Source organism: Streptomyces sp. WMMB303, assembly GCF_029351045.1.
Classification (GTDB): Bacteria; Actinomycetota; Actinomycetes; order Streptomycetales; family Streptomycetaceae; genus Streptomyces.
Genome location: NZ_JARKIN010000001.1, coordinates 2,253,016 through 2,277,152, shown reverse-complemented (window position 1 = coordinate 2,277,152; position 24,137 = coordinate 2,253,016). Strand labels below are relative to the sequence as shown.

General features: G+C 73.8%; 20 protein-coding genes. 14 read left to right on the top strand and 6 right to left on the bottom strand.

Annotation, left to right across the window (positions count from 1 at the left end):
* Positions 1 to 16 precede the first annotated feature (16 nt).
* Positions 17 to 1,573: a von Willebrand factor type A domain-containing protein gene (locus P2424_RS10295; protein ID WP_276475464.1), complete on the top strand. Its 1,557-nt coding sequence runs from the start codon at positions 17 to 19 to the stop codon at positions 1,571 to 1,573.
* A 121-nt stretch (positions 1,574 to 1,694) separates the two neighbouring features.
* Here P2424_RS10295 and P2424_RS10290 read toward each other — a convergent pair whose 3' ends face one another.
* The gene (locus tag P2424_RS10290) at positions 1,695 to 2,372 is read right to left on the bottom strand and encodes a transglycosylase family protein (RefSeq protein WP_276475463.1); all 678 of its coding nucleotides are present in this window, start codon (positions 2,370 to 2,372) and stop codon (positions 1,695 to 1,697) included.
* A gap of 315 nt (positions 2,373 to 2,687) precedes the next feature.
* Entirely contained in the window at positions 2,688 to 3,509 is an 822-nt protein-coding gene (locus P2424_RS10285) for an endonuclease (RefSeq protein ID WP_276475462.1), read from the bottom strand.
* Between the two features lie 435 nt (positions 3,510 to 3,944).
* On the opposite strand from P2424_RS10285, the gene crcB (P2424_RS10280) reads away from it, so the two are divergent.
* From crcB (P2424_RS10280) to crcB (P2424_RS10270), 3 genes are read left to right on the top strand one after another with little or no spacing between them, the layout of a single operon-like run.
* The gene (gene crcB / locus P2424_RS10280) at positions 3,945 to 4,358 is read left to right on the top strand and encodes a fluoride efflux transporter CrcB (RefSeq protein ID WP_276478910.1); all 414 of its coding nucleotides are present in this window, start codon (positions 3,945 to 3,947) and stop codon (positions 4,356 to 4,358) included.
* Positions 4,355 to 4,735, top strand: coding sequence for a DUF190 domain-containing protein (locus P2424_RS10275; protein WP_276475461.1), 381 nt, complete (start codon positions 4,355 to 4,357; stop codon positions 4,733 to 4,735). The genes crcB (P2424_RS10280) and P2424_RS10275 overlap by 4 nt, the downstream gene beginning before the upstream one ends.
* Positions 4,732 to 5,115, top strand: a complete 384-nt coding sequence (gene crcB, locus P2424_RS10270; protein ID WP_276475460.1) for a fluoride efflux transporter CrcB — start codon at positions 4,732 to 4,734, stop codon at positions 5,113 to 5,115. The genes P2424_RS10275 and crcB (P2424_RS10270) overlap by 4 nt, the downstream gene beginning before the upstream one ends.
* Positions 5,116 to 5,133: 18 nt before the next feature.
* Here crcB (P2424_RS10270) and P2424_RS10265 read toward each other — a convergent pair whose 3' ends face one another.
* On the bottom strand, positions 5,134 to 5,544 hold the full coding sequence (locus tag P2424_RS10265) for a TIGR03618 family F420-dependent PPOX class oxidoreductase (protein WP_276475459.1): 411 nt from the start codon (positions 5,542 to 5,544) through the stop codon (positions 5,134 to 5,136).
* 23 nt (positions 5,545 to 5,567) lie between these two features.
* The gene (locus tag P2424_RS10260; protein ID WP_276475458.1) at positions 5,568 to 6,635 is read right to left on the bottom strand and encodes a helix-turn-helix domain-containing protein; all 1,068 of its coding nucleotides are present in this window, start codon (positions 6,633 to 6,635) and stop codon (positions 5,568 to 5,570) included.
* A 254-nt stretch (positions 6,636 to 6,889) separates the two neighbouring features.
* On the opposite strand from P2424_RS10260, the gene P2424_RS10255 reads away from it, so the two are divergent.
* The 5 genes from P2424_RS10255 (at position 6,890) to P2424_RS10235 (ending at position 16,803) form a co-directional block, all read left to right on the top strand.
* Positions 6,890 to 7,504, top strand: a complete 615-nt coding sequence (locus P2424_RS10255; RefSeq protein ID WP_276475457.1) for a hypothetical protein — start codon at positions 6,890 to 6,892, stop codon at positions 7,502 to 7,504.
* A gap of 171 nt (positions 7,505 to 7,675) precedes the next feature.
* Positions 7,676 to 9,748, top strand: coding sequence for a flotillin family protein (locus P2424_RS10250; RefSeq protein ID WP_276475456.1), 2,073 nt, complete (start codon positions 7,676 to 7,678; stop codon positions 9,746 to 9,748).
* A 93-nt stretch (positions 9,749 to 9,841) separates the two neighbouring features.
* The gene (locus tag P2424_RS10245; protein WP_276475455.1) at positions 9,842 to 14,803 is read left to right on the top strand and encodes a DNA repair ATPase; all 4,962 of its coding nucleotides are present in this window, start codon (positions 9,842 to 9,844) and stop codon (positions 14,801 to 14,803) included.
* A 218-nt stretch (positions 14,804 to 15,021) separates the two neighbouring features.
* Positions 15,022 to 16,101 carry a PP2C family protein-serine/threonine phosphatase gene (locus tag P2424_RS10240; RefSeq protein WP_276475454.1) on the top strand — a complete coding sequence of 360 codons (1,080 nt, stop codon included), beginning with the start codon at positions 15,022 to 15,024 and terminating at the stop codon, positions 16,099 to 16,101.
* A gap of 87 nt (positions 16,102 to 16,188) precedes the next feature.
* Positions 16,189 to 16,803 carry a MarR family transcriptional regulator gene (locus P2424_RS10235; protein ID WP_276475453.1) on the top strand — a complete coding sequence of 205 codons (615 nt, stop codon included), beginning with the start codon at positions 16,189 to 16,191 and terminating at the stop codon, positions 16,801 to 16,803.
* Between the two features lie 72 nt (positions 16,804 to 16,875).
* On the opposite strand, the gene P2424_RS10230 is transcribed toward P2424_RS10235, so the two are convergent.
* Positions 16,876 to 18,585 carry a chloride channel protein gene (locus P2424_RS10230; RefSeq protein ID WP_276478909.1) on the bottom strand — a complete coding sequence of 570 codons (1,710 nt, stop codon included), beginning with the start codon at positions 18,583 to 18,585 and terminating at the stop codon, positions 16,876 to 16,878.
* A 205-nt stretch (positions 18,586 to 18,790) separates the two neighbouring features.
* Between P2424_RS10230 and P2424_RS10225 the strand changes: the two genes are divergently transcribed.
* Both P2424_RS10225 and P2424_RS10220 read left to right on the top strand, forming a co-directional pair.
* Positions 18,791 to 19,219, top strand: coding sequence for a hypothetical protein (locus P2424_RS10225; RefSeq protein WP_276475452.1), 429 nt, complete (start codon positions 18,791 to 18,793; stop codon positions 19,217 to 19,219).
* Complete coding sequence (locus tag P2424_RS10220; protein WP_276475451.1) at positions 19,216 to 19,557, top strand: transcriptional regulator; 342 nt, start codon at positions 19,216 to 19,218, stop codon at positions 19,555 to 19,557. The genes P2424_RS10225 and P2424_RS10220 overlap by 4 nt, the downstream gene beginning before the upstream one ends.
* Positions 19,558 to 19,735: 178 nt before the next feature.
* Here the strand turns inward: P2424_RS10220 and P2424_RS10215 are convergent, their stop codons facing one another.
* Complete coding sequence (locus P2424_RS10215; protein WP_276478908.1) at positions 19,736 to 20,053, bottom strand: LysR family transcriptional regulator; 318 nt, start codon at positions 20,051 to 20,053, stop codon at positions 19,736 to 19,738.
* A 364-nt stretch (positions 20,054 to 20,417) separates the two neighbouring features.
* On the opposite strand from P2424_RS10215, the gene P2424_RS10210 reads away from it, so the two are divergent.
* Genes P2424_RS10210 through P2424_RS10200 form a run of 3 tightly spaced genes read left to right on the top strand, consistent with a single transcriptional unit; the run spans position 20,418 to position 24,120 of the window.
* On the top strand, positions 20,418 to 21,479 hold the full coding sequence (locus P2424_RS10210; RefSeq protein ID WP_276475450.1) for an ABC transporter ATP-binding protein: 1,062 nt from the start codon (positions 20,418 to 20,420) through the stop codon (positions 21,477 to 21,479).
* Entirely contained in the window at positions 21,476 to 22,636 is a 1,161-nt protein-coding gene (locus P2424_RS10205; RefSeq protein WP_276475449.1) for an ABC transporter permease, read from the top strand. Before P2424_RS10210 ends, P2424_RS10205 begins: the two co-directional genes overlap by 4 nt.
* Complete coding sequence (locus tag P2424_RS10200) at positions 22,636 to 24,120, top strand: YcaO-like family protein (protein WP_276475448.1); 1,485 nt, start codon at positions 22,636 to 22,638, stop codon at positions 24,118 to 24,120. Before P2424_RS10205 ends, P2424_RS10200 begins: the two co-directional genes overlap by 1 nt.
* The last annotated feature ends 17 nt before the right edge of the window (positions 24,121 to 24,137 follow it).

Genomic DNA, 24,137 nt, shown 5'->3' with positions numbered 1-24,137 from the left:
GTGTGAGGGGGACGCGATGAGACGGGCACGGCTCGCGGGGGTCGCCATGGCGGTGGCGGTGGGAGTGCTGTCGGGATGCACCGGGGACATCCATGACACCAAGGCCACGAACCTCGACAAGGGCGGCGGCCGGGGTGCCCCCGGCTACGCGGCGGGCGGTGCCGCCCAGCCGCGGGACGGCGCCTCCGGAAAGCCCGAGGAACCGGCCGACTTCCGTTCGACGTTCGCGCTGGACGTCGACACGGCGTCCTACAGCTACGCGCAGCGCATGCTCCGGGACGGCGCCCGGCCGGCCCCGCGCACGGTGCGCACCGAGGAGTTCGTCAACAGCTTTCCGCAGGGCTACCGGCGGCCGAAGGGCGACGGGTTCTCCGTCTCGGCGGACGGAGCCCGCCTCGGTGCGGGCAACTGGTCGCTGATGCGGGTCGGGCTGGCCACCAGGAAGAGCGACCCGGACGCGCCGCGCCGCCCGGCCGCGCTCACCTTCGTCCTCGACGTCTCCGGCTCGATGCGCGGGCCCGGACGGCTGGACCTGGTCAAGGACGCACTGCGGACGGCAGCCGGCCGGCTGCGCGAGAGCGACTCCGTCTCGCTGGTGACCTTCAGCGGGAAGGCGGAGACCGTACTGCCCATGACCCGGCTGGACGACGGCGGTCGCGACCGGCTGCGGGCGGCCGTCGACGAGCTGGAGCCGCGGTCCAGCACCGATCTGGGCGCGGGGATGAAGGAGGGCTACCGGCAGGCGGCCGAGCACCGGCGCTCAGGGGCCACCAACCGGGTCGTGCTGATGTCCGACGCGCTCGCCAACATGGGGGAGACCGACGCGGACCGGATCCTCGACCAGGTCGCCCGCTACCGGAAGGAGCAGGGCATCTCGCTCTTCGGCGTCGGCGTGGGCAGGAACTACGGCGACGCGCTGATGGAGCGCCTCACCAACAAGGGCGACGGCAGCACCGTCTACCTCTCCACCCGTGCGGAGGCCCACGAGGTCTTCGTCAACCAACTGCCCCGCAACATCGAACTGCGCGCCCGTGACGCCAAGGCCCAGGTCGTCTTCGACCAGGACGCGGTGACCGACTTCCGGCTGCTCGGCTACGAGAACCGCAAGGTGGCCGACGACGACTTCCGCGACGACACGGTCGACGGGGGAGAGGTCGGCCCGGGGCACACGGTCACGGCGCTGTACGCGGTCAGGCTCGAAGACGGCGCGAAGGGAAGGGCGGCCACCGCGACGGTGCGCTGGCTCGACCCCGACAGCCGGAAGCCGCACGAGGAGGAACACACGATCGCCGCCTCGGAACTGGCGGGGGAGAACCTGTGGAAGGGCGAGGTCTCGCCGTATCTGCGGCTGTCCGCGGTCGCCGCCTACTTCGCCGAGGCGCTGCGTGCCGGAGGGGACGCCACCGCGCCCGGCCCCGAGCCGAGCCCGGCCGGCGCGGAGGCCGGGCCGCTGCCCGCAGCGCCGTCCCTGGAGAAGCTGCGCTCGGAGGCGGACCGGCTGGCGGAGGAGCCGGGGCTGCGCTCGGCAGCCGGGCTGGCGAAGAACATCAGCCGGGCCCGGAGCATCTCCTGACGCGCGGTGCCCGACGGCAGACGGCCCGCTGAGCCGGCGGGCCGTAAGGAGAGGGAGCCGTGGCCCGCGCCCTCGGGGGAAGGGGCACGGGCCACGGCGGTCTGGGGAAGCTTCGGCGGTCTCAGCCGACCTGGAGCTTCTGGCCCGGCAGGATCAGGTCCGCGTCGTCGCCGACGGTGGACTTGTTGTCCGCGTAGATCCGCTGCCAGGTGGTGCCGTGCGCCTCGGCGATCTCGCTGAGGGTGTCGCCCGGCTTGACGGTGTAGTTGCCGTGGCCGGTCTCGGGAGCCTGCTGCCGCGGCTGGGCGGGCTTGCTCGGGGCGGCCTGCTCGGGCTGGGCCTGCTTGGGCTCCGCCTTCTTCGGTGCGGACTTCTGCTGCGGCTGGGGCTGGTTGCCGTCGGGGTCCACCTCGGGGGCGGGGCCGCCGGCGGTCAGGCCGCCGGCTGAGGCGCAGGCCCAGGCGCCGGGGCCCTGCATCTTCAGGAGCTTCTCGGCGACGGCGATCTGCTGGTCCTTGGTGGCCAGGTCGGCGCGGGAGGCGTAGGCGGTGCCGCCTGCCGCGGCCCAGCTCGACTGGGAGAACTGCAGGCCGCCGTAGTAGCCGTTGCCGGTGTTGGCCTGCCAGTTGCCGCTCGACTCGCACTGGGCCACCTTGTCCCAGGTGTCGACGGAAGCGGCCTGCGCGCCCGTCGCGGAGACCAGCGGCACGGCGACCGCCGCGCCGGCGACACCGGTCATGGCGGCGATACGGGCGGCCTTGCTGGGGCGACGATGACGGCCCTTGCCGGAGAACAGCATGGTCTTTCGTTCCTTACGGTCGCGGCTGTCCGCCCACTGGTGCGGGGCGAACGTGTCGAGCGGGAGCGACCGTAAGCACGTCTGTCCGAATGCTCCAACGAGGGGCGCTAAAGATCGTTAAAGCCGCTTGACACCCAACAGCGGCATCTGTGCTGGTGATGCGCCTGCGCGAAGATCGGCACGGGTGGGTGTGACGTAGCCGTCGGAGACAAGCGTCACAAGCGGGGACGTTCCGCCGGGGGTGCGCGGCGGTGAGCGGCGGCCGGTGCCGGACGGTGCGGGGCCGGGGCGCACCCGGCCCCGCACCACGCGTCCTCAGGGCCAGATCGAGTCGGCCCACTCCGGGTGGTCGACGAACGGGTTGCGGTTGTGCTGGAACTGGTCGTATATGACGTCGTTCCGGCGCTTCTCGAAGGTGTCCGGCGGGTCCTGCTCGTTCCACTCCTTCAGCACCGAGAGGCGGCCCATGGCGGGCGCCGATCCGTTGTCCACCTCGTCGTTCGGCTCGAGGTCCGGGAACGCGTCGTCGCCCTCGTAGCGCACGGCCATGTAGAGGACCATGCGGGCCACGTCGCCCTTCACCTCGTCGCGCGGCTCGAAGGAGTCGTCGTCGGTGCGGTTGCCCGGCGCCTGGTCGACCTCCTCGCCGCCCTCGTCGAAGTCCTTGTTGCCGCGGGTGCTGTTGACCGAGACATCCGTGGGGCGCAGATGGTGGATGTCGGTGCCGGGACCGGTCGCGGTGCCGAAGTCGCCGTGCGACTTGGCCCAGACGTGCTCCCGGTTCCACTGGTCGGCGCCGCCGCCGTTGTCGTCGGCGCTCTGCGAGCGGCCGCTGTAGAGCAGCACGACGGACGAGGAGTCGTCCGGATCCTGGTCGGTGGCCTTGAGCGCGTCCCACACCTGGTCGTAGGAGAGCGCTTCGGAGTCCTCGATGATGCCGTGCAGGGCCGACTTCAGCTCGGAGCCGGACTTGCCCTCCGCGTCCTGGTAGTAGTCGGCGGGAGCGTCGTAGGCGGTGGCCGGGACGGCGGGGTCGGTGGGGGTCAGGGGCATGGCCGAGGCCGGTGCCTGCGGGGACAGCACCAGTAGGGCGGCGGTGCCCAGGGCGGTGGCCAGAGGAGCGTGAACAGCACGCATGGGGGGTCCTCTCGACGGCACGGAGCACCTGCGGAAGTCAAGACCCCCGAATGCGCCCCGTGTTGGCATGGGACGGGGGGAGCCTGCCAGATTTTCGAACACACGCAAGGGGGGCGACCCGGTGCGCGAACCCGGTCCGCGGCTCCCCGCGGCTCCCCGGCGGCGCCCTCCGGGCTTCCGGGCGACACCCTCCGGGCTTTCGGGCAGCGCCTCCGCCCGACACGGCCCCGCGGGTGCGCAGGCCGCGGGACCGGCGTTAACCTGGGGGCGCGGCGGCCGCCCCCGGCCCCGCACGGCGGTGGGGCTCGCCGGACACCAACCGCGGCGACGGCGCCGCCAACGGTCCCTGCTTGCGACGACGCGCGCCCACGGGCGCCCGGCGAGTGGGAGACAGGTGTGGAGAGGCTTTCGCGGCGCCCCGTGCGGCCCCGGCGCATGCCCGTGGCGCTGCGCGGCCAGGGCCCCGTCGTGGCAGTCGTGGCACTCGGTGGCGCACTCGGCGCCTGCGCCCGCTACGGTGCCGGACTCCTGTGGCCCACCTCGCACGGCGCCTTCCCCTGGACCACCCTCGGGGTCAACGTGGCCGGATGCCTGGTCATCGGCGTGTTCATGGTCCTGATCACCGACGTATGGGCCGCACACCGACTGGTGCGGCCGTTCCTGGGAACCGGGGTGCTGGGCGGCTTCACCACCTTCTCCACCTACGCGGTGGACATCGAGCGGCTGCTGGAGGCGGACGCGACCGGCACCGCGCTCGGTTACCTCGCACTGACGCTGCTGGGCGCGATGGCAGCGGTCGGGCTCGCGGCGGGAACCACCCGCCGGCTGATCTCAGGGAGGCAGGGATGACGGAGGCGGACCCGGCCCGGTACGGAAAGGCGCTGCGGCTGACCGTGCTGCTCGGCGAGAACGACCAGCACCACCACCGGCCCGTGTACGCCGAGATCGTGCACCGGGCCCACGCGGCAGGGCTCGCCGGTGCCGGCGTCTTCCGCGGCATCGAGGGCTTCGGCGCCTCCTCGATGGTGCACACCACCCGGCTGCTGTCGCTGAGCGAGGACCTGCCGGTGGCCGTCGTCATCGTGGACGAGGCCGACCGGATCCGGGCCTTCCTCCCCGAACTGGAGGACCTGACCGGAGAGAGCCCGGTGCTGCTCGACGAGGTGTGGACGGTCCGCCTGCCGGGCCGCGGCGCCCCCCGGAAGCCCGGCGGTGCGGGCGCGTGAACTGGCTGTACGTGTGCCTCGGCGCCGCCGTCGGCGCGCCGCTGCGCTACCTGACCGACCGGGCCGTGCAGGCCCGGCACGACGCGCTCTTCCCCTGGGGCACGTTCACCGTGAACGTCGCGGGCAGCCTGCTGCTGGGCCTGCTCACCGGAGCCGCGCTGGCCGGCGCCCCGGTCCTGGGGGCACCGCAGGCGCAGCTCCTGCTGGCCACCGGGCTGTGCGGCGCGCTGAGCACCTACTCGACGTTCTCCTACGAGACGCTGCGCCTCGCAGAGCAGGGCGCGGCGCGCTACGCGCTGCTCAACGTGGCGGCGAGCCCGGCAGCCGGACTCGGGGCCGCCTTCGCCGGCGTCGCACTGGCCCGGGCCGCCTGGGGCTGACCGGCCACGCGGCCCCGCTCACCAGCCCGCCGGCCTGGCGGTGCCCAGTGCCCGGGTGACGGCGATCTCGACGACGACCCGGTCCGGATTGGGCCGGGGCGGCTTGTAGCGCCGCGTGTAGCGCTCCTCGGCGTCGGCCACCGACTCCGGGTCGTCCCGCACCACGGCGGTGCCCTCCAGAGTGCACCAGCGGCGCCCCTCGGCCTGGCTCACCGCCGCGCGCGCCCCCTCGGATCCGGCGGCCAGCACATTGCGGACCTTCTTGCTGGAACGGCTGCTGATGACCCGGGCGATCCGGGTCTGCGGATCGTAGGTCACCCCGACCGGGACCAGGTGCGGGGTGCCGTCGGGGCGCGGAGTGGTGAGGAAGCAGACGCGGCGCTCCTCCCAGAAGCCGGGATCCACCCCGGCCGCGGACTGTGTACTCATGGGCGGAACGCTACCGGCCCGTTTCACGCGCTCAGCGGCGTACCGGGCCAGCCGAGCAGCCGGGCGCCGATCACCGCGGTCTGCAGCATGTAGCGGTGTGCGGGGTCGGTGGGGCTGGCCCCGGTCAACTGGTGGATCCGCTCCAGCCGGTAGGTGAAGGCCCGCACGCTGAGCGAGAGCCGGCGGGCCGCCTCCGCGGCCACACAGCCGGACTCGAAGTAGGCGGTGAGCGTCTCCAGCAGCGGTTCGACCCCGCCCCGGGCCGCACCCAGCGGACCCAGCGTCGCCTGCACGAGGTCGGCCATGGCCTGCCGGTCGCGGGTCAGCACCGGGTAGACCAGCAGCTCCGAGGCGTAGAGCACCGGTTCGCGCAACTCCAGCCGGGCGCCGAGATCCAGCACGCTGACGGCCTCTTCGTACGACTGCACCACCCCGCCCGGGCCCGGCTGGACGCGCCCGATCGCCACCTGGCCGCCTTCCATCGCGGCGTAGCACTGCTTGGCGAAGTAGGTGAGCACCTCGGGCTGGTCGCCCGGCGCCACGCAGAGCATCCGGCCCTCCTTGGTGGTCAGCAGGATGCCCCGGTCGTGGAAGCGGGCGATCAGCGCGCGTTCGACCCGGCGCGCCACCTGGTGGCTCTCGTCGTAGTCGGCCGGGCCGCGCGCCGCGGCCACCGCGTGGGTGTGCGAGAGCCGCAGTCCGAAGCGCTCGGCGCGCTCGGCCAGCCGGCCCAGGTCGCTGCGGCCGTGCAGCAGGTCGTCGATGAACTCCCGGCGAGTTGCCTCCTCCTGACGGACCGCCTGCCGCTGGGCGCGCTCGTACCCCTCGGCCACCGCGTCCACCACCTGGTGCATCACCGTCAGCAGGCTGTCGGCGTCGCCCGGCAGGGTCGGCCAGGCCGTCCGCGCGGCCGTGAGGTGGGCGCTGACCAGATCGCGCAGTCCGAACCCGGCGTCCGCCGCGCGCTCGCCCAGCTCGCGCCGGGTCTCCAGCTCGTCCCGCTTCAGTCGGCGGCCCGTCCGGCAGACCTCGTCCAGCAGCTCGACGTAGCCGTCCAGATAGGTCTCCGGTATGCCCGCAGCGTCACTCACCCGTATCTCCGCTCTCCTGGTGCCGCGTTGACGGTTCCCTGACGCCGTCCGGCACGCAGACCCTAGAGAACGCTGCCGGGTTCCGGCAATGCGGGGAGCGGCGCCCCCCGGCCAGAATGCTTGCCACGGGGGGAACCACGGGGGAATCCGGGGGGAACCGGGGGATGCCTCAGTGCCGCACACCGGCAGGGGGTGCCGCACACCGGCAGGGTGTGCGGCGCTGAGGCCAACGGGGGGCGACGGAGGGGACGGCCATGGGAACTTTCCTGGAAGCGACCACGGCCTTCCCCACCGTCGTGTTCTCCGCCGCGCTGCTCGTCGTCGTGCTCGGCTGGCTGCTCGCGGCCCTCGGCACCGTCGACCCGGAGGAGGCCGCCGCACCGTTCGGTTCGGTCTTCAACGGCCTGGCCGGACTTCCGGCCGCCGTCGGGGTCTCGCTGCTGACCGCGGTCGCCTGGCTGCTGAGCCTGGCGGGCGGGCTGCTGCTCGACGGGTCCGGGCTCGGGCCGGGGCAGCAGGCGGCGGCGGGCGCCGCACTGCTGGTCGCCGCGCCGGCGGCCGGCTGGCCGCTCGCGCGCGCCGCGGCGCGGGTCGCGGCCCTGGTGCTGCCGACCGGAACCGGCCCCTCACGCCACGACTTCGTCGGCCTGACCTGCACCGTGCGCACCCGCCAGGTGGACGGCCGGTTCGGCCAGGCCGAGGTCACCGCCGAGGACGGCTCCAGCGCGCTCGTCCAGGTCCGGCAGAGCGGGACCGCCCGGCTGACGCGGGGCAGCACCGGCCTGCTGTACGCCTACGACGCGGCGGGCGAGTTCTTCTGGGTCGCGCCCTTCGACCCGGCGCTCGACCCGCGCCGCACCTTCGACTGACCCTCAGACCACCGCAGCACCACAGCACCACAGCATCGCAGCACCGCAGCACCGCACCACCGGTCCGCCGCGCCGCCATGCGCGCGCACCGGCCCCGGCCGGACCGCGGGCCACCGGACCACCGCCGCACACCGGCTCCCCGAGCCGCTCCTTCTTCGTAGAGGTCGTCACATGGAAACCTTCAACCTGGGCCTCGGCGTGCTCGTCGCCGTCGTCCTGCTGATCGTGCTCGCCGCCCTGCTCGTCGTCTCCCGGCTCTTCCGCAAGGTGGAGCAGGGGCGCGCGCTGATCGTCTCCAAGATGCGCAAGGTCGACGTCACCTTCACCGGGCAGGTCGTGCTGCCCGTCCTGCACAAGGCCGAGGTCATGGACATCTCGGTGAAGACCATCGACATCTCGCGCACCGGCCGGGACGGGCTGATCTGCAAGGACAACATCCGCGCCGACATCCGCATCTCCTTCTTCGTGCGGGTCAACAAGACCGTCGAGGACGTCATCAAGGTCGCGCAGGCCATCGGCACCGAGCGGGCCAGCGACAAGGGCACGCTCCAGGAGCTGTTCAACGCCAAGTTCTCCGAGGCGCTCAAGACCGTCGGCAAGCAGCTCGACTTCGCCGACCTGTACACCAAGCGCGACGAACTGCGCGACCGCATCATCCAGGTCATCGGCACCGATCTGAACGGCTACAGCCTCGAGGACGCGGCCATCGACTACCTGGAGCAGACGCCGCTGGTCCAACTGGACGCCGCCAACGTCCTGGACGCACAGGGCATCCGGAAGATCACCGAGCTGACCGCCGCCGAACACGTGCGCACCAACGAGTTCCAGCGCGGCGAGGAGAAGGAGATCACCCGGCAGAACGTCGACGCGCGCGAGGCGATCCTGGAGCTGGAGCGCCGCCAGGCGGACGCCGAGACCAAGCAGAAGCGCGAGGTCGAGACCGTCCGGGCCCGCGAGGAGGCGGAGACCGCGCGGGTCGTGGAGGAGGAGCGGCAGCGCGCCCAGGCCGCCTTCCTGCGCACCGAGGAGCAGCTCGGGGTGCAGCGCGAGAACCAGAACCGCGAGATCGCCGTCGCCCAGAAGAACCGCGAACGCGTCATCGCCATCGAGAACGAGCGCATCGAGAAGGACCGCCTCCTGGAGGTCATCGCACGCGACCGGGAGACCGAGCTGACCCGCATCTCCGCGGAGAAGGAGGTCGAGGCCCAGCGCCGGGACATCGCCGAGGTGATCCGCGAACGCGTCGCCGTCGACCGGACCGTCGCCGAGCAGGAGGAGTCCATCAAGAAGCTGCGCACGGTCGAGGAGGCCGAGCGCGAGCGGCAGGCCCTCGTCATCGCGGCCGAGGCCGAGGCGCAGGAGAAGCTGGTCAAGGACATCAAGGCGGCCGAGGCCGCCGAGCAGGCCGCCACCCACCGGGCCGCCGAGGAACTCACCCTCTCCGAGGCCCGGCTCAAGGCCGCCGACCTGGACGCCAAGGCCAAGGCGCGACTGGCCGAGGGCGTGCAGGCCGAGAACGCCGCACCGGGGCTGGCCGAGATCCAGGTACGCGACAAGGAGGCCGAGGTCATCGAGAAGGCCGGCCGGGCCGAGGCCGAGGCCGTCGGGGCCAGGCTGCGCGCCGAGGCCGACGGCGCCCGCGCCCGGGCGGAGGCGGAGGCAGCAGCGGTCGGCGAGAAGCTCAAGGCCGAGGCCGAGGGCCTGACCGAGAAGGCGGCGGCGATGGCGGCGCTGGACGAGGCGTCCCGCGCCCACGAGGAGTACCGGCTGCGCCTGGAGGCCGACAAGGAGGTGCGGCTGGCCGGACTGGACACCCAGCGGCAGCTCGCCGAAGCTCAGGCCGCCGTGCTGGCCAAGGGGCTGGAGAGCGCCGACATCGACATCGTCGGCGGCGAGTCCGCCTTCTTCGACCGGATCGTCTCCGCCGTCTCGCTGGGCAAGAGCGTGGACGGCTTCGTCGACAACTCCCGGACCGCGCAGGCCCTGGCCGGGCCGTGGCTGGACGGCACCGCCGACTTCACCCGCGACCTCACCCGGGTACTGAGCTCCTTCAGCACCGGCGACGTGCAGAACCTGACCGTCTCCGCGCTGCTGACGAAGCTGATGACCGACGGCGGGCAGCAGTCCGGGCAGCTGGGCGAACTGCTGGAGAGCGCACGCCGGCTCGGGCTGGCGGACATGCCGCTGGCCGAGCTGAACGGGGACGGCCGCACCGCCGCCGCGCCCGGCGGCGGCCGGGACTGACCCGCAGCCCGCGACCGGCCTGCCCGGACCCACACGTCCCGGCAGGCCGGCACCGGCCCCGCACCCACAGCCCCCCGAGGAAGGAAGCCCGCGATGGAGACCGGTCCGGACACCGGAACGTACGAGGTGCTGCGCGACCGGCTCGCCGCGCAGGCCGTCGAACTCGCCCGCCGCGCCGAGGCGCTCGACACGCTGCGCACCGAGGAGTTCGGCGCCCGGCGGCTGGCGCTGACCGGCACCGGGCGGCTGCACAGCGAGCGCCCGAGCCTGCCGCGTGACGTGGTGGCGGTGGGGGACCGGCTGCTGTTCGGCCGCCACGCCGGGCCGCCCCCGGCGGACGGCCGGACCGAACCGGGCGATGTGCTGGCCCTCCACGACCGGGAGCTGAACCCGCTGCCCGCGGACGCGGTGCCCGGACTGCTGGACGACGCCGACTTCCGGCACGAGTTCGCCGCGCTCCACCGCTACTACCGGCAGGCCCGGCTGCTGCGGCTGCGCCCGGTCGAGGGCCGGCTGCTGGCCGTCTTCCAGACCGGCGAGAACCCCGCCGACATCCGGGTGCTGCGCTGGGAGCTCGCCCCGGACGGCGGCAGCGCCCGGTTCCTGGACGCGCGCGGCGAGCGCGACCACACCGTCCCGCCCGAGCAGGACCTGACGTGGACCGAGGCCACCCGCGAGGACCACGTCTCCGGACGCCGTCCGTACGCCGCGATCGGCGACGGGATCCACGTCTCCACGGTCGGTGGCTTCCTCACCGTCGGGTACGGGCACGGCTCCGGGGCCCGGATCGAGACGGAGGAGACCGGTACCGGGGGCGGCATTGGGGCAGCGGACGCCGACGAGCTGTACCGCGAGCCCGTCAGCGACCCCCTGCAGTCCCTCGCGGACGCGGAGATCGCACACGCCGCCGTCGGCCCGCTGGTCCTGCTGCGGGTGCGGCCCTACAAGGAGGAACAGCGCCGCTATCTGGTCGTCGACCCGCTCACCCGGCAGGTGGTCCGGCTGGACGGGATCGGTGCGGCCTGCCGCCGACTGCCCGGCGACGGCGGCGTGGTCTTCCCCGGCGGCTACTACCTGGCCTCGGGCGAGTGGAAGACCTTCGACGCGGTGGACACCGACGGGTTCGGCTTCGAGGCCGCGCTGCGGGCCCCCAACGGCGAGGACGTGCTGTTCGCCTTCCACGCGCCCCAGGACGGCGGCCGCGACCTGCTGCTGTCCTACAGCACCCTGCGCCAGGAGTTCGCCGCCCCGCTGGTCTGCAAGGGGCACGCGCTGTTCGGCGACGGCACCCTGGCCGTGCTGCGCGCCGACGGCGACGACGCTGCGGAGCCCGGCCGGGTGCACACCGTGCAGACCTGGGCGTCCCCCTACGTGTCCGACGCGTTCGAGGCCGGTCCCGGGGGAGCCGCCCCGGACGCCGGACCGCTGGCCCGGATCGGCAACCGGGACCTGGTCGGCGGCATCTCGGCGTGCCTGGCCGTCGCCCGCTCCGCCGCACCCGCACACGGCGAGCCGAGCGCGGAGCGCTACCGGGCGCTGGCGGCGGCCTGCGAGCGTACCGCGGACAGCCACCCCTGGCTCGGCGCCCCGGAAACAGGCGACCTGCACACCCCGCTCCAGGAGTTGGCGGGCACCGCCGCACAGGTCCTCGCCGAGTTCGAGACCGTCCGCGACCTCACCCGGCAGGCGGCCGGGGAACTGGAGGCCGCGGCCGCCGGACTGACCGCCGTGGTGCGGCGGGTACGCGGCGACGAGCCCCGCCCGGCCGCCGCGTGGGTCGAGGGGCTGACCGCGCTGCGCGCCGCCCAGGGCAGACTGCTCGGCTGCGCCGAGACGCGCCACGCCGACACCGCGCGCGCCGCCGAACTGGCGGCCGAAGCCGAAGCCGAACTGGCCGCCTTCGGCCTGCGCGCGGTCGAGAGCCTGCGCGAGGAGGGCGCGTTCGCGGACCAGCACCGCGAGATCGAGGAGCTGATCGCCGCCGGGCGGGAAGCCGGCACCGCCGCCGAGGCCGCCGCCGTCGCCGACCGGATCGGCGCCCTGGACCAAGGGCTGCGCACCGTCACCGAGGTGATCGGCGCACTGGAGGCGGGCGACGCGGCCGTGCGCACCGCCGTCCTGGAGCGCGTCTCGGAGGTGGCCGGGGGGCTCAACCGGGCCCGCGCCACGGCGGAGGCCCGCCGCCGCACCCTGCTCGCGAGCGAGTCCCAGGCCGAGTTCGCCGCGGAGTTCGCGCTGCTGGGCCAGGCGCTCACCGCCGCCCTCGCCGCGGGCGACACCCCGCAGCAGTGCGACACCCAGCACGCCCGGCTGCTGGCGAAGATCGAGGACCTGGAGCGGCGGTTCGCCGAGTCCCCGGACTTCCTCGCCGACCTCGACACCAAGCGCGCCGAGCTCAACGACGCCTTCGCCGCCCGCAAACAGACGCTGGCCGACGCCAGGGCCCGCCGCACCGAACAGCTCGTCGGCTCCGCCGAGCGCACTCTGGGCACCCTCGCCCGGCGCGCCGCCGAACTGGCCGACAGCCAGGAACTCGCCGCGTTCTTCACCTCCGACCCGATGGCGGAGGCCGTGCGGCGCACCGCCGGTGCCCTGCGCGAGTCGGGCGAGTCGGCCCGCGCCCAGGAACTGGAGGACCGGCTGTCGACCGCGCGTCAGGAGGCGGCGCGTGCCCTGCGGGACCGCGGCGAGCTCTACCTGGACGGCGGCAGTGTGCTGCGCCTGGGCCGTCACCGCTTCGCGGTCAACACCCAGCCGCTGGACCTGACCCTGGTGCCCGACGGGGACGGGCTGGCGCTCACCCTGACCGGCACCGACTACCGCGCGCCCGTCACCGACCCGGAGCTGCTGGCCGAACGCGCGCTGGGCGAGCGGCTGCTCCCGTCCGAGTCGGCGGAGGTCTACCGGGCCGAACACCTGGCGGCCCGGCTGCTGGACGAGCACGGCCCGGAAGCCCTCGGCGCGGTCGAGGACCTGCCCGGACTGGTCCGGCAGGCCGCCCGGGACGCTTACGACGAGGGGTACGAGCGCGGCGTCCACGACCACGACGCCGTCCTCGTCCTGCGCACGCTGCTGGAGCTGTACGAGGGAGCCGGTGCGCTGCGCCACGAGCCGGGCGCCCGGGCCGCCGCACAACTGTTCTGGGCCCACGGCGCCGCGCCCGGGCAACGCGACGCCTGGAAGCGCCGGGCCGTCTCGCTGGCCCGCGCGGACGAGACCTTCGGGCCGGTGCCGGCCCCCACCGGGCTCCGCGACGAACTGGCGGCCGCGCTCGCGTCGTTCGGCAGGGAATGGCCGGCCGCCGCCGGAACCGGCGTCCGGCCGGAGGCCGCCGCCGACTACCTGCTGCACGAACTGACCGGCTCCCCGGACGGGTTCGTGCTCAGCGGCGCGGCCCGCACGCTGCTGGAGAAGTTCCGCCACACCGTCGACCCGGACCTCCACGACGGCTACCTGGCCGACCTCGCCGCCCTGGACACCCTCGCCGAACGGCACCAACTGGCCACCGCCTGGCTGTCCTCCTATGCCCGCTCCACCGGCTCCGACCCCACCCCGGGCGACCTCGCCGAGGCGGTGGCCGCGCAGCTGTGCCCGGAGCCGGCGCGCTACGACGGCGACGCGCCGCTCACCCGCACCGCGACCGGACTGCTCGGCGCCCACCCGCGCATCCGGGACGGCGAACTCACCGTGCGGATCGACGAGTTCCTCGCCCGCACCGCCGCCTTCCGGGCCGAGGCCGTGCCCGCCTTCCGTGCCCACCAGCGGCGCCGCGCCCGGCTGGTCGCGCGGGAGCGGGACCGGCTGCGGCTGGCCGACCACCGGCCGCAGGCCCTGCCCGGATTCGTCCGCAGCAGACTCATCGACGAGGTGTGGCTGCCGCTGATCGGCGAGAACCTGGCCAAGCAGCTCGGTACCGACACCGGAGCCGGGACGCTCGGCGGACTGCTGCTCCTGCTCTCGCCCCCGGGGTACGGCAAGACGACACTGCTGGAGTACGTGGCCGAACGACTCGGGCTGCTGCTCGTCAAGGTGAACGGCCCGGCCCTCGGCTCCGAGGTGACCTCCCTGGACCCGGCCCAGGCGCCGCACGCGACAGCGCGGCAGGAGCTGGAGAAGCTCAACCTGGCGCTGAAGGCGGGCAGCAACACCCTGCTGTACGTGGACGACATCCAGCACACCGCACCGGAGTTCCTGGAGAAGTTCATCCCGCTGTGCGACGGCACCCGGCGGGTGGAGGGTGTCTGGGAGGGCGCACCGCACACCTACGACCTGCGCGGCAAGCGCTTCGCCGTCTGCATGGCGGGAAACCCCTACACCGGCTCCGGCAGCCGCTTCCGCATCCCCGACATGCTGGCCAACCGGGCCGACGTGTGGAACCTGGGCGAGGTGCTGACGGGCAAGCAGGACGCCTTCGCGCTCAGCTTCGTGGAGAACGCGCTGACCTCCCACCCGGTGCTGGCGCCGCTGGCCGCCCGCCCCCGCGCGGACGTCGAACTGCTGGTCGCACTGGCCGAGGGTGCGGCAGAGGCGCGGGCCGACCGGCTCTCCCACCCCTGCCCGCCCGCCGAGCTGGACCGGATACTGGCCGTGCTGCGCCACGTGCTGGCGGTGCGCGAGACCGTCCTCGCGGTCAACCGGGCCTACATCGCCTCCGCCGGGCAGACCGACGCGACCCGCACCGAGCCGCCGTTCCGGCTCCAGGGCTCGTACCGCACCATGAACAAGATCGTGCAGCGGGTGCAGCCGGTCATGAACGACGCGGAGCTGGGCGCCCTGGTCGAGGACCACTTCGCGGCCGAGGCCCAGACCCTCACCGCGGACGCGGAGGCCAACCTGCTCAAGCTGGCCGAGCTGCGCGGCGTGCTCACCGGCGACCGGGCGGACCGGTGGTCGGAGATCAAGCGCGGCTACGTCCGCACCCAGGCCCTCGGCGACACCGACACCGACCCGATGGCCCGGGCCGTCGCCGCGCTCGGCCTGCTGGCCGACCGGGTGGCCGCCGTCGAGGCGGCCCTCCGGCAGCCGCCCGCCGCGCGGGCGCCGGAGCGGGAGTGAGACCCCTCCTTCCGGTCCTTCCGGCACCCCTGCCGGCGACGGGACCGCAGCCGCGGCGGCCGCGCGGCAGGTCCGGGCACTCGAGGTGAGGCGCTGCGATCGGATAACGAGACGGCCGGGGCACCCGTGGCCCACTGCGACCGTTGCTTAGGGTGAAGTTCCGAGCGAAGGACCGCGGCGGAAGCGGTTCCGCAGGCGCGACGTCGCAAGGGAGCACCATGGCTGAGGGGCGCGAGCAGCGTACCTACACCGTGCTGGTACTGCTGCCGGTCCTGGTGATGGCGGTGGTGGCCGGTGTCGACATGCTGGCCGGCCCCGAGGTGGGTTTCCTGCCGCTGGTCTCCCTCGGCCCCGCCTTCGCCGGGCTGGTCGGTACCTGGCGGCGCACCCTGGTGGTCGGCGCGCTGGCGATGCTGCTCTGCGTCGGGCTGGGGATCTACGACGACCTTCTGCTGACCCGGCGCGGCTACACGGCCCTGGCCTCCGTCGCCGGGGTCACCGTCGCCGGTGTGGTGGCCGCGATCATGCGGGGCCGGCGCGAGCAGGAGCTGGCCAGCGTGCGGTCGATCGCGGAGGTCGCCCAGCGAGTGCTGCTGCGTCCGGTTCCGCGCAGCGCGGGCCCGCTGCGGGTGGCGGTCTCCTACACCTCGGCGGTGGCCGAGGCGCGGATCGGCGGCGATCTGTACGAGGTGGCCGCGTCCGCCGACCGGATACGACTGATCGTCGGGGACGTGCAGGGCAAGGGGCTGGCGGCGGTGGAGACCGCGTCCGTGGTGCTGGGCACCTTCCGGGAGGCCGCCTACGAGGAGCCGGACCTGGCGCAGTTGGGCGCCCGGCTGGAGCGCAGCGTGGGCCGGGAGTTGGAGGACGAGAAGTTCGTGACGGCCATCATCGCCGAGGTCCGCCCCAAGGAGCGCACCGTGGTCTTCCTCAACCACGGCCATCCGCCGCCGATGCTGGTCCGCCGGGGCGGCGTGGACTTCCCCCGGCCGGCCAGCTACGCGCTGCCGCTCGGGCTGGCCGCGCACGGAGGGGAGCCGCCCGCCACGTTCAGCGCCGAGTTCGCGCCGGGCGACCAACTTCTCCTCTACACCGACGGGGTGACCGAGGCCCGGAACGGTGAGGGGAACTTCTACCCCCTCAAGGACAAGGGCGGGCTGCTGCGCACCGGCGACGCGCAGGCGGCGCTGGACACGCTGCGGGATGATGTGGACCGCTACACCGGTGGCGTCCAGGACGACGACGCCGCGATGCTCCTGGTGCGCTACCGCCCGGGGCGCGGCCCCGGGCGCGACTGAGGCCCGCGTGACCGGGCGCGTGACCGGTCCGGGGCCGGCCCGGGAGACCGCGGGATGCGGAAGAGAAGGAAGCGGTAAAAAGGGGACATGACCGAGAGCGGAGACCCGCTGGAGGGTTTGGACGATGTGGACGCGGTCACCCGCGCCGTACTGACCGCGTCCAGGGTGCTGGTGGCGGTGTCGGCCAGTTCGCTGGCCGAGGTGGAGGACCGGGTGACGCTGCCGCAGTTCCGGATGCTGGTGGCCCTCTCCTCCCGCGGTGCCACCAAGCTGGTCGCGGTCGCCGAGCTGCTGCGGGTGGCGCCGTCGACGGCCATGCGGATGGCCGACCGGCTGATCACGGCCGGGTTCGTGGACCGCCAGACCAACCCGCACAACCGCCGCGAGACGCTCCTCACGCTCACCGGCGAGGGCCGGCGCATCGTGGGCAGTGTCACCTCCCGCCGCCGCCGGGAGCTGGCGGCGGTCGTCGAACGTCTCGCCCCCGACCGGCGTGCGGCGCTCATCGAGGCCCTGACGGACTTCAACCGGGCGGGCGGCGAGCCGCCGGTGCCCCCCACGGACGCCGACGTCCCCTACCCGCTGGGCTGGGGCGACCTGGCCGACCTCGCGGCAGCACCGACCGCGCCGGACCCCGCCGAGGGCCGGGCGCCGGAGGGGCCCCGTGAGCAGCCCGCGGACCGGTCCTGGGACCGGCCGTGACCTGAGACCGCTGCCCGGCGGCCGACCGGCCGGGCAGCCGTCCGGCGCCGGGTCCGCTCAGGCCGGGTCCGCTCAGGCCGGTACCGACTCCGGGGCCGGCGCTGCGGCCGGGGCGTGGAGGGCGCGCAGGGCGCTGCGGTGGCTGAGCCAGCCCACCGGGACGCCCCGTTCGGGGTCCAGCACCGGCATCCCGCTGCCCACCGAGTCCGCGAGCGAGTGCAGCGCCGTGGCCAGCGGCTCGTCCGGCTCGACGACCGGCGGCCGGTGGACCAGGTCGCCCGCTGTGGTGGGGGCGCCGTCCGGCTGCTCGGACAGCGCTTCGGCCACCGCCCGGGTGGTGACCACTCCCGCGTACCGGCCCGCCGGGTCCAGTACCGGGAGCGCCCCGTGCCCGGAGAGGCTCAGCACGTCGGCCGCCTCGGTGAGCGGGGTGCTGGCGCAGAGCGGTTCGGGCAGCGCCTCCATCACGGAGCCGACCGGCTGGCGGCCCAGCGGCGCGCCCTGGGCCGGGCCCTCCAGGTCGATGCCGCGGCGGCGCAGCTTGAGCGTGTAGACGGTGTCCCGGGACAGCAGCCGTCCGGTCGCCGTGGCCAGCGCGATCGCCAGCATCATGGACAGGATGATCGAGTACTCGCCGGTCAGCTCGAAGAGGATGACCACGGCGGTGATCGGGGCCCGGGACGCCCCGGCGAAGACCGCGCCCATCCCCACCAGCGCGTAGGCGCCGACCGCGCCCGCGCTGTGCGGCAGCAGCTGGTGCAGCACGGCGCCGTAGGCGGCGCCCAGCATCGCGCCCATGAACAGGCTCGGCGCGAACACGCCGCCGGAGCCGCCGATGCCGATGGTCACGCTGGTCGCCAGGATCTTGCCGACGAGCAGCAGGAGCAGGAAGCCCACCGCGTACTCGCCCTCGGTGGCGTTCTCCAGCACCGGGTAGCCCACTCCGTACATCTGCGGGAGGGCGAGCAGCAGCAGCCCCAGCACCAGCCCTCCGGCTGCGGGCCGCAGCCATTCGGGTCCGCGCCACAGCCAGTCGCAGGCGTCCTCGATCGCGTACAGGATGCGCGAGAAGCCCACCCCGACGGCGCCGGCGACCACTCCCAGCACCGCGAAGAGGCCGTACTGGCCCAGGTGGTCGACGTGGAAGGCCGGGAGTTCGAGGAAGGCCACGTCTCCGAACGCGGCCCGGCCGATCACGCTCGCGGTGACGCTGGAGAGCACCGCGGCGCCGAATGCCTCGGCGCTGAAGGTCATCAGGATGAGTTCCATGGCGAAGAACACACCCGCCAGCGGGGCATTGAACGTCGCGGCGATGCCGCCCGCGGCGCCGCAGGCCACCAGCAGCCGCAGCCGCCCCTCGTCGGCGCGCACCAGCCGGCCCATGGTGGCTCCGAGCGCGGAGCCGACCTGCACGATCGGTCCCTCGCGGCCCACCGAACCGCCGGAGCCGATGGTCAGCGCGGAGGCGAGCGTCTTGACGACCGCGACCTTCGGGCTGATCCGCCCGCCGCGCTGCGCCACCGCGAGCATCACCTCGGGCACTCCGTGTCCGCGCGCCTCCTTGGCGAAGCGCTGGACGAGCGGGCCGTAGAGCAGCCCGCCCACCACCGGCGCCAGCACCACGAAGAACGGCCCCAGCCAGGACAGGTGCGGGTGTGCCGAGCCGGGGTCGGCGGCGTAGTCCTCGTGCCCGGAGAAGAGCCGGGTGAACTGCTCGATGCACCAGCGGAACACGATCGAGCCGAGGCCCGCGCCTGCTCCGGTGAGGACGGCCAGCAGCATCAGCCCCCATGGTGCGGAGCGCACCCATGCGCTCGTCGTACCTCTGCTGCCACCAGCCCTTATGCCGACCATCACTGCTCCCTTCTTACTTTTGCATTATGCAAAGCTTGTCAAGTGCACGGACGGTGACAGAGGACTTGCAAAAATGGAAAGTAGATGCCTAGTCTGAAAGAACGTGAACGGCCGACAACACGGGAGGCGGGTCATGGAGGCAGCGCAGGCGCGGGCGGCACTCGCCCGGCGGGACGCGGTGCAGGGGGCCGGTCAGCGGGCTCACGCCGACTGGTACGCGCGCTATCTGCTGGGCTTCCTCGGGTTCACCGTGCTGCTGCTCGGCGCCGCCGCGGCGGCCCGGACGGCTCCCGCGGCCGCTGTCACGCTCAACGCGGTCGGGGCCGCCCTCGGCATGGCGGCCATGGGGTACGCGGGCACCCGGCCCGTCGTCACCCGCCGCTTCCGCCGCTTCCACCTCGTCTTCAGTGCGGGCTGGAGCGCGCTGTACGTGGCAGCCGTCGTCATCGGCTCGGTCTGGCCGGGCGGCGCACCGCTGCTGTGGTGGTCGGCCGCGCTGGCCGTGCTCGCGGCGTGGACGCTGGGCGCGGCACTGCTGGCCCGCCGGGCGGGTGCGCGGTGAGCAGCACCGCACGCCACCCGCGTCACCGGCTGGAGCCGCTGCTGCAGTCCCCGGTCCGGTTCTCCGTACTTGCCGCGCTGGCCTCGGCCGAACGGCTGGAGTTCCGCTTCGTCCGGGATGTGGTGGAGGTCAGCGACTCGGCTCTCTCCAAGCAGTCGGCGGCGCTCGAGGAGGCGGGCCTGATCGAGGTCGAGAAGGGGTACCTCGGGAAGCGTCCGCGCACCTGGCTCAAGGCCACCCCGAAGGGCAGGCGGATCTTCCAGGAGCACTGCGAGGGCCTCCAGGCCATCGCCCGGGGTCCGGAGGCGGAACCGCCGGCGGACTCCGGCGAGCGGTAGCCCCGCCCGTCCCGACCGCCGCGGGAAATCCGCGCGGGGAAAGCGCCGCACCGAGCGGGAACCCGCATATGCGAAGGCGGGGAGCGATGCTTCGCCCATCGCTCCCCGCCTTCGCGCACGCCGCTGCGTGAACTTCTGGCTTTTCCTTCGCGAACGCGATTCGTGAATGCCCGCTGATTCAGGCGGTGCGGTGCACGGCGTGCACTTCCCGCAGTGGTGCGGAATGGTGGCCGCGGCGCCGCCTGCCGCGTCCGGGCAATTCCTCGCAGCGGCAGAGCAGATCCATCCGCGAGAGAATGTCGTGGGCCACCGGAACCATGCGCCTACCCGCCTCGGTCAGACTCATGCCTCCCGGGGTGCGGCGGAACAGCGGCTTCCTGGTGTGGACTTCGAGCTGGCGGATCTGGTCGCTGATGCTGGCGGCCGAGTAGCCCAAGGCGCTGGCCGTTCTGGTCACGCTGCCCGTTCGTGCACAGGTGACGAAGGCGCGAAGCATCCGATCGTTCACTGAGTCTCCCCGTATGGCAAATCATGCAAACTCGGTGCATTGCGGACACCGGGCCCGGTCCTGGCCGGTGCCCGAGCAGGGAAGGTCATCCCGTGGTATCCGCCTGGTCGGACGACTCACTATTCCCGTAAGTCCCTTGCGGCACAAGGAGACTGACAGGTAGGCCGTTCGTCGAAACGCTCAAGTCCCCTCTTCTGTACGCCGGTTCCGGCATTCGGTCTCTCCGAACACCCCTTGCCGCAGGTTCCGGCGGGCGACCAGCATTGCTCCCGATCACGGCCGATCGGGCCGGCCTGACGCACAGCGCAGAACGTGTCGACGTATTGCGCGGACGTGGGGGTGCAGCGTCGAAATGTTCAGCATTCAAGAACGCAGTGAAAGTCCGGATACCGAGGCCGCCGAGTCCGGCGACCCGCATGTCCTCGCGGTCGAGGAACTCACCGTCCGCTACGGCGATTTCACGGCCGTGAACAATGTCGGCTTCACCGTCGGGCGCGGCGAGATCTTCGGTCTTCTCGGCCGCAACGGAGCGGGCAAGACCAGCACGATCGCGGCGGTCACCGGGCTGCTGCGGCCCGCCGCCGGACACGTGCGGGTGCTCGGCAGGCAACTCGGATCCGGGCGGCGCGGCGACGCCTGGCTGGGCGGCGCGCTCTCCCTCCAGCCGCAGAAGACCAGCCTCTTCCCCCGCCTCCAGGTGGAGGAGACGCTCCGGATGTGGGCGTCGCTCTACCCCGACCCGCGCCCGGTACCCGCGCTCATCGACGAACTGGGCCTCACCGACAAGGCCCGCACCAGGACCGCCCGGCTCTCCGGGGGCCAGCAGCAGCGGCTGCTGCTGGCCACGGCGCTGGTGGGCAACACCCCGCTGGTGGTCCTCGACGAACCCACCACCGGGCTCGACCCGCACGCCTCCCGCGACGCCTGGGCTGTCATCAACAGGGCCCGCACGGGCGGCACCACTTTCCTGCTGAGCACCCACGCCATGGCGGAGGCCGAGGAGCGGTGCGACCGGCTGGCCGTCCTGCACGAGGGGCGGCTGCGCACCTCCGGAACCCCGGCACAGATCGTGCGCGATCTCACCGCCGGCAGCACCGTCACCGTCCGTTCCTCCCAGGAGGGCTTGCTGCGGGCCGCCCGCGCGGAGTTCGGCGCCGACGCGGTGCGGGCCGAGCCCGGGGACGGCGGCGGCGCACCGCGGTTCACCGTCGAGGCCCGGCGGCCCGAGCGCGCTGTGGCCTGGTTGGAGGAACGGGCGCCCGAAGCGGACGTACGCCTCCACCGTCCGACGCTGGAGGACGCCTTCCTGGCCGCGACCGGCACCGCTCCGGCGGCCGACAGCGCTCCGGCGGCGGCCGACGCGGCACCGGCCGCGGCCGGCGGCGCCCGCCCGGAAGGAGGAAGCCCGCGGTGAGCACACTCGGGACGAGCCGGACGGCCACCGGTCCGGCGCAGGACGACGGTCCGCGCGCCGACGGCGCCCGGACCGGCACGGCAGACATCGCGCAGCCGCCCCCGCCGGGTCCCGACGGCCCCGGCACCGCGCCCCGCGGGGAGTTCACCGCGTTGGCCAGGGGCATGACCAAGGAGTTGGTCCGCGACCCGATGGCGCTGTTCTTCAGCGTCGTCTTCCCGGTCCTGCTCGCCGGGCTGTTCGTCGCCATCATGCAGCTCACCTGGGCCGGCGGTCCCTACACGATCGCGGTGGTGGGCAGCGACACCCAGGCGGCCCGGCTCAGCTCGGCGCTCGGCGACGGTTCGCGGGTCACCGCGGTCGACGGGCCGCGCGCCGCGCCCCAGGACACCGACGCCGTGGTCGCCCCGTCCGCCGACGGCGAGGCGCTGCGCGTGGTGACCGACCCCGAGAGCCCCTCGGTGGTCTCCGCACTGCGCGACGCGCTGCCGGGCACCGGCTGGGACGGGCGCACTCTGGAGGCCGTGGGCACCGACGGCAGTCCGCCGTTCGAACCGATGCCGTTCGTGCTCCCGGGCGTCCTCGTCTTCGCGCTGATGTCGCTCGCCCTGAGCGCCACCGCGGGCACGCTGGTCTCGCTGCGCGCGAACGGCACCCTCCGGCTGCTGCGCACCACACCGGCCAGACCGCAGGCCATCCTCACCTCGCTGCTGCCCGCGCGCGGCGCGCTCGGGCTGGCACTGCTCGCCGTCGCCGGGGCCGTCGCGACCGTACTGGGCCTGCTGACGCCGCTGTCCGCGCTGACCATGCTGCTGACCACCGCGCTCGGCATGTGGCTGCTGATGTCGGTGGGCTTCCTGCTGGGCGGCACCCTGCGCTCGCCGGAACTGACCAACGCACTCTCCGGGCTGCTCACCCCGCTCCTGCTGATGGGCTCCGGCGTGCTCTTCCCGCTGGAGCTGATGCCCGAGGGACTGGCCGAGGTTCTGTCCTGGAACCCGGTGGCGCTGCTGGGCGACGCGCTCCGGCACGACGTCACCGGCGGTGTCACCCGGCACGCGCAGTGGCTCGACTGGCTGCTGATCGCCGCCACCGCCGCGCTGCTGACCGCCGCGGCCGTCCGCGCCTTCCGCTGGTACACGGAGAAGAAGAACTGATGAACGCCGACGCGACGACCACACTGCCCCGCCCCGATGCCGCCGCACCCGAGGCCGCCTCCGAAACCGGCCCCGCCGTCCCGGAGGCCGCCGCCCCGAAGACCCCCGGACAGGCCACCGCCGTCCAGGAGCCGGCCACCGCACCACCGCCCGCCTCGCTGCGCCGGATGGGTGACCTCGTCTCGCCCTACGGCCTCGTCAGCGGCGCCGTGCGCCTCCCCGGCAGCCCCGGCGACCCGGACTTCCCCATCTTCACCGCCTCCCTGGGCGACCCCGGCCACGTGCTGACCGGGCACGAGGACTGGGACCTGGGAGCCGAGCACGGCAACTTCGACGGGGCGGGCGGCGATCTGTCCGCCGACCGGGCCGCGCTGCTGGCGGTCGCCGAGTCCCTGGAGCGCTACTCCTCCTGCGCCCGGGACACCGGTCGCTGCCGCTGGGCGACAGCCGCCGAACTCGGCGACGAGGCCGTCCCGCTGGACTCCTGGCCCCGGCTGTCGGCCGCCGAACTCGCCGCCGGCGGCCACGGACTGGTCGGCCCCGACCCGGACGCGCCCATGCGCTGGGTGCGCGGCTGGTCCTTCACCCGGCGCCGGCCGGTCTGGGTGCCCGCCGTGCACGTGTGGCTGAAGAACCCGCCCGAGTCGCGCGGGGAGCGCGTCAGCCACCCCGTCTCCACCGGCTGCGCCGTGCACACCGACCCGGCCGCCGCCGTCGTCAACGGGCTGCTCGAAGTCGTCGAGCGCGACTCCATCGCGCTGACCTGGCTGCAAAGGCTGCGGCTGCCCCGGCTGACGGTGGAGACCGAAGCGCTCTCGCCCCGGCAGCGCGCGTTCGTTCGGCGCGCCGCCAACCCGCACGTACGCACCCGGTTCTTCGACGCCACCACCGATCTGGGCATCCCGGTGATCTACGGGGTGCAACTCGCCGACGACGACCCCGAACTGGCCCAGATCGTCGCCGCCACCTGCGATCCCGACCCCGGCGACGCCGTCGCCAAGCTGCACCGCGAGGCCGCGTCCCTGCGGATCGCGCTGCGGCACCACATCACCAACCAGGCACGCGAAGGGCGGCCGGGCGACGACGCCGAACAACTGGTCGACGTCGTCGGCGGTGCGGCACAGGCCGGACCGCGGTCGGCCCGCGACCGCTTCGCGTTCCTGCTGGAGGGCGAGCGGGAGGAGCGGCCGCTGAGCGCGCTGCCCCGCCCCGCCGCCACCGACCCGCGCAGCGTCCTGGACTGGCTGCTGGAGCGGCTGCACGCACGCGGCTGCGAAGTGATCGCCGTCGACCTGACCACCGACGAGGCCCGGCAGGCCGGCGCCACCGCGGTCCGGGTCGCCGTACCCCGGCTCATGCCGCTCTCCTTCGTGCACCGGGCCCGCTACCTGGGCCACCCGCGGCTGTACGAGGCGCCCCGCGCGATGGGCCATCCGGTGCTGTCCGAGGACGAGATCACCCGGCTTCCGCAGCCGTTCGCCTGACACCCCGCCGACCCGTC